The organism is Streptomyces sp. NPDC007896 (assembly GCF_042959425.1).
Taxonomy (GTDB): domain Bacteria; phylum Actinomycetota; class Actinomycetes; order Streptomycetales; family Streptomycetaceae; genus Streptomyces.
On sequence record NZ_JBIBKX010000001.1, the window covers coordinates 1,153,292 to 1,165,794 of the forward strand.

9 protein-coding genes are annotated in these 12,503 nt (G+C 68.7%); all 9 read right to left on the reverse strand.

The genetic code is table 11. From position 1 onward, the window contains the following. Positions 1-138 precede the first annotated feature (138 nt). The gene (gene rodA / locus ACFZDJ_RS05225; protein ID WP_384905665.1) at positions 139-1,335 is read right to left on the reverse strand and encodes a rod shape-determining protein RodA; all 1,197 of its coding nucleotides are present in this window, start codon (positions 1,333-1,335) and stop codon (positions 139-141) included. Then, positions 1,332-3,593 (reverse strand): penicillin-binding protein 2, encoded by a 2,262-nt coding sequence (gene mrdA, locus ACFZDJ_RS05230; protein WP_390927326.1) that lies wholly within the window; start codon positions 3,591-3,593, stop codon positions 1,332-1,334. Before mrdA ends, rodA begins: the two co-directional genes overlap by 4 nt. Before the next feature lie 143 nt (positions 3,594-3,736). Beyond that, positions 3,737-4,402: a rod shape-determining protein MreD gene (mreD, locus tag ACFZDJ_RS05235; RefSeq protein ID WP_390927324.1), complete on the reverse strand. Its 666-nt coding sequence runs from the start codon at positions 4,400-4,402 to the stop codon at positions 3,737-3,739. Positions 4,403-4,415: 13 nt separating this feature from the next. Continuing rightward, positions 4,416-5,354, reverse strand: a complete 939-nt coding sequence (gene mreC, locus ACFZDJ_RS05240; protein WP_101405177.1) for a rod shape-determining protein MreC — start codon at positions 5,352-5,354, stop codon at positions 4,416-4,418. Positions 5,355-5,508: 154 nt separating this feature from the next. Further along, on the reverse strand, positions 5,509-6,528 hold the full coding sequence (locus ACFZDJ_RS05245) for a rod shape-determining protein (RefSeq protein ID WP_037645353.1): 1,020 nt from the start codon (positions 6,526-6,528) through the stop codon (positions 5,509-5,511). A 417-nt stretch (positions 6,529-6,945) separates the two neighbouring features. Next, positions 6,946-7,359, reverse strand: coding sequence for a nucleoside-diphosphate kinase (ndk, locus tag ACFZDJ_RS05250; protein WP_391056204.1), 414 nt, complete (start codon positions 7,357-7,359; stop codon positions 6,946-6,948). Between the two features lie 177 nt (positions 7,360-7,536). After that, complete coding sequence (locus ACFZDJ_RS05255) at positions 7,537-7,890, reverse strand: DUF4233 domain-containing protein (RefSeq protein ID WP_385388845.1); 354 nt, start codon at positions 7,888-7,890, stop codon at positions 7,537-7,539. 5 nt (positions 7,891-7,895) lie between these two features. Beyond that, positions 7,896-9,437 carry a glutamate ligase domain-containing protein gene (locus ACFZDJ_RS05260; protein WP_390927321.1) on the reverse strand — a complete coding sequence of 514 codons (1,542 nt, stop codon included), beginning with the start codon at positions 9,435-9,437 and terminating at the stop codon, positions 7,896-7,898. A 360-nt stretch (positions 9,438-9,797) separates the two neighbouring features. Continuing rightward, entirely contained in the window at positions 9,798-12,422 is a 2,625-nt protein-coding gene (locus tag ACFZDJ_RS05265; RefSeq protein WP_391056207.1) for a valine--tRNA ligase, read from the reverse strand. Positions 12,423-12,503: the final 81 nt, after the last annotated feature.

Consider the following 12,503-nt stretch of genomic DNA (forward strand, 5'->3'; position numbering starts at 1 on the left):
GGGCCAGAGTGGCTTTCAGGGGCGCGGGGAACTGCGCGAGCAACCCCCACCCACCCGCGGCCAAAGAACCACCCGGCATCCCGCGAGCAAGGAACCCCCCGACCACAACGCGCCCCCTCCCGCCCAACCGCCGGAGGCCTACGCCGACATGGGGCGCTGGACTCTGATCGACTGCAACAACCCCACCGCCACCCACACCGCGAACATCGACGAACCGCCGTAGGAGACGAAGGGCAGGGGCAGGCCCGCGACCGGCATGATGCCGAGGGTCATGCCTATGTTCTCGAAGGCCTGGAAGGCGAACCAGGCGATGATGCCGGCGGCGACGATCGTGCCGTACAGCTCGGTGGTCTCGCGGGCGATGCGGCAGGCCCGCCACAGGACGACGCCCAGCAGGAGCAGGATCAGGCCGGCGCCCACGAAGCCCAGTTCCTCGCCCGCGACCGTGAAGACGAAGTCTGTCTGCTGTTCCGGGACGAACTGGCCCGTGGTCTGGGAGCCGTGGCCCAGGCCGGTGCCGAAGAGGCCGCCGGAGCCGATGGCGATACGGGCCTGGTTGGTGTTGTAGCCGACGCCCGCCGGGTCGAGGTCGGGGTTGGCGAAGGCGGCGAAGCGGTTGATCTGGTACTCGTCGAGGATCTTGAGCTGCCAGATCGCCACCGCGCCCAGCGCACCGGCGCCGAGGAGACCGAACACCCAGCGGTTGGAGGCGCCGGAGGCGAGCAGCACACCGAGCACGATGATGACCGCGACCATGATCGTGCCCAGGTCGGGCATGAGCATCACGACCATCATCGGGACGGCCGCGAGGCCCAGCGCCTGCAGCACCGTGCGGTGGTCGGGGTACTGCTTGTCGCCCGCGTCCACCCGGGTGGCCAGCAGCATCGCCATGCCCAGGATGATCGTGATCTTGATGAACTCGGCGGGCTGGAGCGACAGACCGCCCGCGACGAGCCAGTTGCGCTGGCCGTTGATCGTCGCACCGAGCGGGGTCAGCACCAGCAGGATCATGAAGACCGAGAGGCCGTACAGGATCGGGACCGCCGTGCGCAGGGTGCGGTGGCCCAGCCAGATCGTGCCGACCATCAGGCCGAAGCCTATGCCGGTGTTCATGAGGTGGCGGATGAGGAAGTAGTACGGGTCGCCCTGGTTGATCTCAGTGCGGTTGCGGGTCGCCGAGTAGACGAGGGCCGAGCCGATCAGGGAGAGCGCGAGGGCCGAGAGCAGTATCGGCCAGTCCAGGCGGCGGGCCAGGGAGTCACGGGCGAGGAGCCGTGACATCCCGCCGCGGGCGGGGCCGTAGCCGGAGACGGAGAAGTTGTTCGCTCCGGTCATGTCAGGACCCTCGTCCCCCGCCGCTTCTTCGGACGGTCCGTACGCCTTCGGGTGTTCCGGTTACTGGCCGTCGGGGACGGCGTGGTGCCCGCGGGCAGCTGCTGGTCGGTGGCCCCGGGCGAGGGCGACTCGCTGGCCTGGAGGTCCTTGACCGGGTCCTTGGAGATCTCCGGAGTGTCGATCGAACCGTCCGTCTGGATCTTCGGGAGGCCCTTCTGGGGGGTGGGGAGGAGGGCCTTGGAGTTGTCGATGGAACCGTCGGCCTGGACGCCGTAGAGCGCGTTGTAGATGTTGCGCACGGCCTCACCGGAAGCGCCGGAACCCGTACCGGCCTGGGCGATGGTCATGACGACCGTGTAGTCCTTGGTGTACGTGGCGAACCAGGACGTGGTCTGCTTGCCGTAGACCTCGGCGGTACCGGTCTTGGCGTGCAGCGTGATCTTGTCCTGCGGCCAGCCGCCGAACTTCCAGGCGGCGGTACCGCGGGTGACGACGCCTTCGAGGGCCGAGTTCATGCCCTTGATCGTGTCCTTGCTGATCGGGAGCTTGCCGCTGACCTTGGGCTTGATCTGCTGGACGGTCTTGCCGTCGGCGCTGACGATCGCCTTGCCGATGGTCGGCGTGTGGATGGTGCCGCCGTTGGCGAGCGCCCCGTAGATCATGGCCTCCTGGATCGGGGTGACAAGGGTGTCGCCCTGACCGATGGAGTAGTTGATCTCGTCACCCTCGCGCATCTTGTTGCCCTCGAGGCAGTTCTCGTACGCGATCTTCTGGACGTAGTCGCCGTCCTTCTTGCCGGTCTTGCACCAGACGTCCTTGTTGGCCTTCCAGTAGCTCTGCTTCCACTGGCGGTCCGGGACGCGGCCGGTGACCTCGTTGGGCAGGTCGACGCCGGTCTCCTTGCCGAGGCCGAACTGGTGCGCGGCCTTGAAGAAGTAGTCCTTCGGCTCCCCCTTCTTGGGGTTGATGCCGCCGTCCTTCTTCCACTCGTTGTCCGCGAGGCCGTAGAAGACGGTGTCGCAGGAGACCTCGAGGGCCCGGCCGAGCGAGATGGGGCCGAAGTTCTCGCCCTCGAAGTTCTTGAAGACCTGGCCGCCCACCGAGTACGAGCTGGTGCAGGGGTAGCCGCCGTCCCACTCGTAGCCGGCCTCGACCGCGGCGGCCGTGGAGACCACCTTGAAGGTCGAACCGGGCGCGGACTGACCCTGTATGGCCCTGTTGAGCAGCGGGTAGTCGGAGTTCTTCCCGGTGAGGGCCTTGTAGTCCTTGGCGGAGATGCCGCCGACCCAGGCGTTCGGGTCGTACGTCGGGGCGGACGCCATGGCGACGATCCGGCCGGTCTTGGCCTCCATCACCACGACGGCGCCCGAGTCGGCCTTGTAGTTCTCGCCGGTGATCTTGTCGAACTGCTGGCGGGCGGTCTTCATCGCCGTGTCCAGCTCGTACTCGGCGACCCGCTGGACGCGGGAGTCGATGCTGGTGACGAGGTTGGAGCCGGACTGGGCCGCGTCGCTCTTGGCCTTGCCGATCACGCGGCCGAGGTTGTCGACCTCGTAACGGGTGACGCCTGCCTTGCCGCGCAACTCCTTGTCGTACTGGCGCTCGAGGCCGGAGCGGCCGACCTGGTCGGAGCGGAGGTAGGGCGAGCTGCTGTCCTTGGCCTGGGTGATCTCGGCGTCCGTGACGGGCGAGAGATAGCCGAGGACCTGAGCGGTGTTGGCCTTGCCGGGGGCGGCGTAGCGGCGTACGGCCTCGGGCTCGGCACTGATGCCGGGGAAGTCCTCGGAGCGCTCACGGATCTGCAGGGCCTGCTTGGCGGTGGCCTCGTCGGTGATGGGGATGGGCTGGTACGGGGAGCCGTTCCAGCAGGGCTGCGGCGTCTTCGCGTCACACAGCCGGACCTTCTGGATGACGTCCTCGGGCTTCATGTCCAGCACGTCGGCCAGCTTCGTCAGGACCGCCTTGCCGTCGTCCTTCATCTTCATCAGGTCGGTGCGCGAGGCGGAGACCACGAGCCGGGTCTCGTTGTCGGCGATCGGCACTCCGCGCGCGTCGAGGATCGAGCCGCGTACGGCGGGCTGGACGACCTGCTGGACGTGGTTGCCGGAGGCTTCCTTGGCGTACTCCTGGCCGTTGCGGATCTGGAGGTACCAGAGGCGGCCGCCGAGGGTGCCGAGGAGGGAGAGGACGAGGATCTGGATGACGACGAGTCGGATCTGTACCCGTGGGGTCCTGCCGGTCTCGGGAATGTTGGTCACTGGTGCTGCCTCCCCCTCTCAGAGTGGGTACGGGACACGGGCGCGCGAGCCATCTGCGTACGGGGCGCCACATGCGTACAAGTCATACGAGTACACGGCGAACCTGGAGACCTCGACCCCGGGGTCGGACAACTGTCTTGCCCTCACAGGCGCTTGACCCCCTTGATGCGCCCCGCGCGGGCGACGCGCGCCCGGGCGGCCCTGACCCGGTGGCCGCGCTGACTGCCGATGCGCAGGCCGGTGCCGGAGGCCAGCCAGCCCGAGGAGACGTCGGCGGCCTTGGCGCTGTTGGAATCGGCGAGTGGATTGCTCTCGGAGCGCCGGGCCAGGGCCATCAGCCCCGGGACCACGAACGGCGCGAGCAGCAGGTCGTACAGGGCGGCCGTGAACAGCAGGCTGCCCAGGCCCACATGGCGGGCGGCGGTGTCGCCGACGAGGGCGCCGACACCGGCGTACAGCAGAGTGGAGCCGATCGCGGCGGCGACGACCACGGCCATCGGGCCGCTCGCCGACTTGAGCTGGCCGTTCTCCGGCTTCGCCAGCCCCGCGAGGTAGCCGATGACGCACAGCACGAGGGCGTAGCGCCCGGCGGCGTGGTCGGCGGGCGGGGCGAGGTCGGCGAGCAGACCGGCGGCGAAGCCGATGAGGGCGCCGCCGACGTGGCCGTAGACCATGGCGAGGGCCAACACGGTGAGCAGGACGAGGTCCGGGACGGCGCCCGGGAGGTGGAGACGGGCGAGGACGCTCACCTGGATCACCAGGGCGACCACCACCAAAGTGGCGGAGAGCAGCATCCGATTGAAACGCATGGGGATTCAGCTCCTACGGCGTCTGGCCGGTGACGGGCTCGGACGCCGAGGGGGTGACCGTCACGGTCACGGTCGGCGTGGGCGTCGGTTTGGGCTTGGCCGGCAGCACCGTGTCACGTGGGTCCTTGCGGGGGGCCTCTACGACGACACCGACGATGTCGAGCTTCGAGAACGAGACGTACGGCGTGACGTAGATCGTGCGGGTCAGGTCGCCGCCCGACGGGTCGACTCGGGAGACCACGCCGACCGGGACGCCGGGCACGAAGGGCTTGTCGGCCTGCGAGCCGAAGGTGACCAGCCGGTCCCCCTTCTTGATCTTCGCCTTGCCGTTGAGCATCTCCACCCGCAGCGGGCGGTCGCCCTGGCCGGAGGCGAATCCGAGTTCGTCGCTGGACTCCATCCGCGTACCGACGGTGAAATCGGGGTCGTTGGCGAGCAGCACCGTGGCGGTGTCCGGACCGACGGTGGTGACGCGGCCGACGAGCCCGTCGCCGTTCAGGACCGTCATGTCGCGCTGGATACCGTCGTTGCTGCCGACGTCAATGGTCACGGTCCAGGAGAAGCCCTGGGCGGCTCCTATGGCGATGACCTCGGCGCCCTTGATGCCGTACTGCCCGGCGCCGGCCATCTTCAGCATCTTGTCGAGCTGGTTGAGACGGCTGCGATTGCGGTCGTCGCTGCCGAGCTTGGCCTTCAGCGCCGTGTTGTCGTGCTCGAGTTGGGCGATGCGATCGTGTCGGCTGTCCGAGTCGCGGACCGCGGCGATCGCGTTGCCGACGGGGTCGACCGCGGAGGACACCCCGTTCTCGATCGGGCCGAAGACCGCCGCGGCGGCCTGGCGGGCACCCTGGACCGGTGAGTCCTGTCCACCACGGATGTCCACCGTGATCAAAGCGAACGCGATGGCGATCAGCAGCACCAGGAGCAGCCGGCTCTCTCGTGTGTCCCTCACGTGCGGCGGCCGTGCCTTCCTCGTCGGTGTCAACAGGAACGCACCCCGAGCGAGTGCTGACGCCCAAGGGTGTTATGGGGGAGCTTATGCCTCAATATCAACGATCCGCCGTACGAGAAGCGATCATCCCGTACGGCGGAATCGAAGAGTTACCTCATCTGCGCGGCTGGGCGTCCAGAACCTGCTGGAGCGCCTCGAATTCCTCGACGCACTTGCCGGAGCCGAGTGCCACGCTGTCCAGCGGGTCCTCGGCGATGTGGATCGGCATTCCGGTCTCGCGGCGCAGGCGCTCGTCGAGGCCGCGCAGCAGCGCCCCACCGCCCGTCAGAACGATTCCGCGGTCCATCACGTCACCCGACAGCTCCGGCGGGCACTTGTCGAGCGTCGTCTTCACGGCGTCGACGATCGCGTTGACCGGTTCCTCGATCGCCTTGCGCACCTCGGCCGCGGAGATGACAACGGTCTTGGGCAGCCCGGAGACGAGATCCCGGCCGCGGATCTCGGTGTGCTCGTCGGTGTCCAGGTCGTACGCCGAACCGATCGTGATCTTGATCTGTTCGGCGGTGCGCTCACCGAGGAGGAGGCTGTACTCCTTCTTGATGTGCTGGATGATCGCGTTGTCCAACTCGTCGCCCGCGACGCGGATGGACTGGGCGGTGACGATGCCGCCGAGCGAGATGACCGCGACCTCCGTGGTGCCGCCGCCGATGTCCACCACCATGTTGCCGGTGGCCTCGTGGACCGGCAGGCCGGAGCCGATGGCCGCGGCCATGGGCTCCTCGATGATGTGCACCTGACGAGCGCCGGCCTGGGACGACGCCTCGATGACGGCACGGCGCTCGACACCCGTGATGCCCGAGGGCACACAGACGACGACACGGGGACGGGCGAGATAGCGCCGCTTGTGGATCTTCAGGATGAAGTAGCGGAGCATGCGCTCGGTGATCTCGAAGTCGGCGATGACACCGTCCTTCAGCGGACGCACGGCAACGATGTTGCCGGGGGTCCGCCCGATCATCTTCTTCGCCTCCGAGCCGACCGCGAGGATGCCACCGGTGTTGGTGTTGATCGCGACGACGGACGGCTCGTTGAGTACGATCCCGCGACCCCTGACGTACACCAGCGTGTTGGCGGTCCCGAGGTCGACAGCCATGTCACGGCCGATGAACGACATTGAGTTCCCCATCAGGATTCGTCTGGCCTTCCCAAGCGGAGCTTTGACGGCTTTTTAGGAACGGCGAGGTGGGTGCAGTGACGTGAAGGTCTCCATCGTAGACGCGCCTGCACGAACACTGCGCGAGGGTCTTCGCCATTGTCAGCATGCGTGGCGCCGCCCCGCTTGTGGAGACGGCCCAACGGGGGCACGCGTTCCCCCGATCGGCACGCATATGCCGCGGGACGGCCGGAATTTCCGCGGCCGTCCCTGATCAGCCATCGGGCTGGGACGTAAGTCCTTTACAAGCCTTTGCAAGCCGTTACAAGAACATCTTGGAATCGTGATGTCTGTGCGGCGTCGACGCGACTTGAACGGCGGCTCGGGGGCAACTCGGAAGTGTCCGGGAAGTGACTCGGACGCGACTGCCAGGAGGTGTCAGACGCGGCCGGGGAAGAAGATCTTCAGCTCGCGCTCGGCGGACTCCTCGGAGTCGGAGGCGTGGATCAGGTTCTCGCGGACGATCACACCGTAGTCGCCACGGATGGAACCGGGGGCGGCGGCGATGGGGTCGGTGGGGCCGGCGAGCGTGCGCACGCCCTCGATGACCCGCTCGCCCTCGACGACCAGCGCCACGACCGGGCCGGACGCCATGAACTCCACCAGCGGCTCGTAGAACGGCTTGCCCTTGTGCTCGCCGTAGTGCTGCTCCAGCGTGTCCTGGTCCAGCGTGCGCAGCTCCAGCGCGGTGATCTGCCAGCCGGCCTTGCGCTCGATGCGGCTGATGATCTCGCCGGTCAGGCCGCGACGGACGGCGTCGGGCTTGAGGAGGACGAGGGTGCGCTGGCTCACGGTGGTGGCTCCTTCGGGTCACAAGTGTGCGGGTGACCGAGGCTACAGGGCGTGTCTGGGTGGGTGTTACGCAGAGTCAGGCGGGCAGGGTGTTCGGGGTTCCACGGGGTTCTTCGGGGTTCTTCGGGGTTCTTCAACTGCGGGCGGGTGGGGGCTGGTTGCGCAGGACGAAAAAACCTACGCCGGGTTCCCGCCCGCCTCCGCCTGCGCAGCGAACCTCGCCTTGGCCTCGTCGATCTTCCGCCCGTAGTGCACCGAGGCCCACCACAGAGCGGCGAAGATCGCCCCCAGGAAGAACATCGACCCCACGACGAACCCGCTGGCGATCAGCGCGATCTGCAGGGCCCAGCCGAGCTGGACACCCCCGGGCCGGGTGATCATCCCGCAGAGCAGCACACTCACCGCCATGAAGATCCCGCTGACCGTCCACACCGTGGCCAGGGACAGATCGGGATCCTTCATGGCGACGAGCCCGGCGAAGCCGATGACGAAGAACTCGCCGATCAGAGTGGAAGCACAGAGCGTACGCACAGCGGTCAGCCCCTCCTCAGGAGCAGTCGGGCCTCGCCGACGGTGATGACGGAGCCGGTCACGAGAACGCCGCCGCCCGCGTACTCGCCCTCCTCCTCGGCCAGCGTGATCGCCGCCTCGATCGCGTCGTCGAGCCGCGGCTCCACCTGCACCCGCTCGTCGCCGAAGATCTCGACGGCGATACCGGCGAGCTCGTCGGCGTCCATCGCGCGATGGCTGGAGTTCTGGGTGATCACGACCTCGGCGAAGATCGGCTCGAAGGCTTCGAGCAGCCCCCGCACGTTCTTGTCGCCGCTCGCGCCGACGACGCCGATCAGCCGGCTGAAGTCGAAGGCCTCGCCCACGGCCTCGGCGGTGGCACGGGCGCCCGCCGGATTGTGCGCGGCGTCCAGGACGACGGTCGGCGAGCGCCGTACGACCTCCAGGCGGCCCGGCGAGGTGACGGAGGCGAAGGCCTTGCGCACGGTGTCGATGTCGAGCCGCTGGGAGTGCGCCGCGCCGACGCCGAAGAACGCCTCGACCGCGGCGAGCGCCACGGCGGCGTTGTGCGCCTGGTAGGGGCCGTGCAGCGGCAGGAAGATCTCCTCGTACTCACCGCCGAGCCCGCGCAGTGTGATGAGCTGCCCGCCGACGGCGACCTGCCGGGCGACGACCCCGAACTCCAGGCCCTCCCGGGCCACGGTCGCGTCGACTTCCACGGCCTTCTTCAGCAGCACCTGGGCCGCGTCCACCGGCTGCTGAGCCAGGATCACGGTCGCGTCCTGCTTGATGATGCCGGCCTTCTCGGTGGCGATCTCGCCGGGCGTCTCGCCGAGCCGGTCGGTGTGGTCGAGGTCGATGGGGGTGACGACGGCGATGTCCCCGTCGATCACGTTGGTGGCGTCCCAGCTGCCGCCCATGCCGACCTCGACGACGGCGACGTCGACGGGGGCGTCGGCGAAGGCGGCGTACGCCATGCCGGTGAGCACCTCGAAGAACGACAGCCGGTACTCCTGCTGTGCGTCGACCATCTCGATGTACGGCTTGATGTCGTTGTACGTCTCGATGAACCGCTCGGCGGGGATCGGGGCGCCGTCGAGGCTGATCCGCTCGGTGATCGACTGGACGTGGGGGCTGGTGTACCGGCCGGTACGCAGCTCGAAGGCGCCGAGGAGGGCCTCGATCATGCGGGCGGTGGAGGTCTTGCCGTTCGTGCCCGTGATGTGGATCGAGGGGTACGCGCGCTGGGGCTCGCCCAGGACGTCCATCAGCGCGGCGATCCGGCTGACGGAGGGCTCCAGCTTGGTCTCGCCCCAGCGGCCGGCGAGCTCGGCCTCCACCTCGCGCAGCGCCTTGTCGACCTCGGGGTCGGCCGGGCGCGCGGGCACGTCGGCCTGCCGGCCCGCGTCGGCGCCCTGGGCGCGCAGGGTGCGGCTGCCGGCCTCGATCACCGCGAGGTCGGGGTCGCGGTCGGTCTCGGCCGCGACGATCTCGTCGAAGAGACCGTGCGGGTCGCTGGGGTCCGGTTCGTCTGACTCGCTGCTGTCGTGCGGGGGGAGCTCACTCACGCTGCCAGTCTACGGAGCCGAACCCGCCCCGGGTCCCTCGCCCCCGCCGCCCCTACCCGTCCCATCCCCGGGGGCTCCGCCCCCGGACCCCCGAGGCGGTTCTTCGGCTGCGGGCGAGTGGGGGCCGGTCGCGCAGTTCCCCGCGCCCCTAAAAGCCTGGGGCGCGGGGAACTGCGCGCCAAGCCCCCACCGGCCCGCAGCCAAACGAATCCGGGTGGGCGGGGGATGCGGGGCGGAGCCCCGCCTCAGGGGCGCGGGGAACTGCGCGACCAGCCCCCTACCCACCCGCAGACCACAGACGTCGAAGGCCCCCAGGACCAGACTGGTCCCGGGGGCCTTCGTTCGCCTACGACAGAGCCGTTACGCCTCCGGGAGGCGTTCCAGCTGGGCCTGGATGCGGGCGATGTCCTCGTCCGCCTTGGCGAGCCGCGTACGGATCTTGTCCACGACCTGGTCCGGCGCCTTGGCAAGGAACGCCTCGTTGCCGAGCTTGGCGTGCGCCTGGGCCTTCTCCTTCTCGGCGGCGGCGAGGTCCTTGGCGAGCCGCTTGCGCTCGGCCGCGACATCGATCGTGCCGGAGAGGTCGAGCGCCACCGTGGCCCCGGCGACGGGAAGCGTCGCCGTGGCCGCGAAGGCCTCGCCCTCCGGCTGCAGCCGCAGCAGCTGGCGGATGGCGGCCTCGTGCGGGGCGAGGGCGGTGCCGTCCAGCGTGAGGCGGGCCGGGACGCGCTGGCCGGGCTGCAGCCCCTGGTCGGCACGGAAGCGGCGGACCTCCGTGATGACCTGCTGAAGCGTCTCGATCTCACGCTCGGCGCCCGTGTCGCGGAAACCGGAGTCGGTCGGCCACTCGGCGATGACGACCGACTCACCGCCGGTCAGCGTCGTCCACAGCGTCTCGGTGACGAAGGGGACGATCGGGTGGAGGAGGCGGAGGGTGACGTCGAGGACCTCGCCCAGGACACGCCCGGAGACCTTCGCCGGCTCGCCGCCCGCCATGAACGTCGTCTTGGACAGCTCGACGTACCAGTCGAAGACCTCGTCCCACGCGAAGTGGAACAGGACGTCCGAGAGCTTGGCGAACTGGAAGTCGTCGTAGAGCGCGTCGACTTCGGCGACCGTCGCGTTGAGACGGGAGAGGATCCAGCGGTCGGTCGCCGACATCGCCGAGGCGTCCGGCAGCGGGCCCTCCACCGTCGCGCCGTTCATCAGCGCGAAGCGCGTGGCGTTCCAGATCTTGTTGGCGAAGTTGCGCGAGCCCTGGACCCAGTCCTCGCCGATCGGGACGTCGACGCCGGGGTTGGCGCCGCGCGCGAGCGTGAACCGGAGCGCGTCCGAGCCGTACTTGTCCATCCAGTCCAGCGGGTTGACCGCGTTGCCGAAGGACTTCGACATCTTCTTGCCGAACTGGTCGCGGACCATGCCGTGCAGGGCGATGGTGTGGAACGGCGGGGTGCCGTCCATCGCGTACAGGCCGAACATCATCATCCGGGCAACCCAGAAGAAGAGGATGTCGTAGCCGGTGACCAGAACGGAGTTCGGGTAGAACTTCGCGAGCGACTCGGTCTGTTCGGGCCAGCCGAGGGTCGAGAAGGGCCACAGGCCGGAGGAGAACCAGGTGTCGAGGACGTCGGTGTCCTGGTGCCAGCCCTCACCGGTCGGGGCCTCGTCGTCGGGGCCGACGCAGACGACCTCGCCGTTCGGGCCGTACCAGACCGGAATGCGGTGACCCCACCACAACTGCCGTGAGATGCACCAGTCGTGGAGGTTGTCGACCCAGTCGAAGTACCGCTTCTCCATCTCCTGCGGGTGGATCTTGACCCGGCCGTCACGGACCGCGTCACCGGCGGCCTTGGCGAGCGGGCCGACCTTGACCCACCACTGCATGGACAGCCGCGGCTCGATGGTGGTCTTGCAGCGCGAGCAGTGGCCGACCGAGTGGACGTACGGCCGCTTCTCGGCGACGATCCGGCCCTCGGCGCGCAGCGCGGCGACGATGGCGGAGCGGGCCTCCAGCCGGTCCAGGCCCTGGAACGGACCCGGGACCGTGATGACCGCGTGCTCGTCCATCACGGCGATGTTCGGCAGGTTGTGGCGCTGGCCGATCTCGAAGTCGTTCGGGTCGTGGGCCGGGGTGACCTTGACCGCGCCCGTGCCGAACTCCGGGTCGACGTGGGTGTCCGCGACGACCGGGATGAAACGCTCGGTGAGCGGGAGGCGGATGTTCTTGCCGACGAGGTGCTTGTAGCGCTCGTCGTCGGGGTGCACGGCGACGGCGGTGTCACCGAGCATGGTCTCGGCACGGGTGGTGGCGACGACGATCGTGTCGTCCCCCTCCCCGTACTTCATGGAGACCAGCTCGCCGTCGTCGTCCTGGTACTCGACCTCGATGTCCGAGATCGCCGTGAGGCAGCGCGGGCACCAGTTGATGATGCGCTCGGCGCGGTAGATCAGCTCGTCGTCGTAGAGCTTCTTGAAGATGGTCTGGACGGACTGGGACAGGCCCTCGTCCATGGTGAAGCGCTCGCGGGACCAGGCGACACCGTCACCGAGGCGGCGCATCTGGCCGGAGATCTGTCCGCCGGACTCGGCCTTCCACTGCCAGACGCGCTCGACGAAGGCCTCCCGGCCCAGGTCGTGGCGGGACTTGCCCTCCTTGCCCAACTCCCGCTCGACGACGTTCTGCGTGGCGATGCCGGCGTGGTCCATGCCGGGCTGCCACAGCGTCTCGTAGCCCTGCATGCGCTTGCGGCGGGTGAGCGCGTCGATGAGGGTGTGCTCGAAGGCATGCCCGAGGTGCAGGCTGCCCGTGACGTTCGGCGGCGGAATGACAACGGTGAACGGCGGCTTCTCGCTCTTCGCGTCCGCCTCGAAGTAACCGCGTTCTACCCAACGCTCGTACAGCGTCCCCTCTACGTCGGCCGGCGCGTACTGGGTCGGCAGTTCGGGAGTGGGCTCTGATTGCGGCTGCTGAGAGTTCTCGGTCACGGGGTCAGTTTAGGGGCGTCACCGCCCTGTCCCGAAACACGATTCTTTCGTAACGGTCCGCCCCCCACTGCCGTGGCACCC

Excerpts from the sequence above, each read along its gene's own strand:
- mreD (WP_390927324.1), bottom strand. The coding sequence starts at position 4,402 with ATGCGTTTCAATCGGATGCTGCTCTCCGCCACTTTGGTGGTGGTCGCC.
- rodA (WP_384905665.1), bottom strand. The coding sequence starts at position 1,335 with ATGACCGGAGCGAACAACTTCTCCGTCTCCGGCTACGGCCCCGCCCGC.
- ACFZDJ_RS05245 (WP_037645353.1), bottom strand. The coding sequence starts at position 6,528 with ATGTCGTTCATCGGCCGTGACATGGCTGTCGACCTCGGGACCGCCAAC.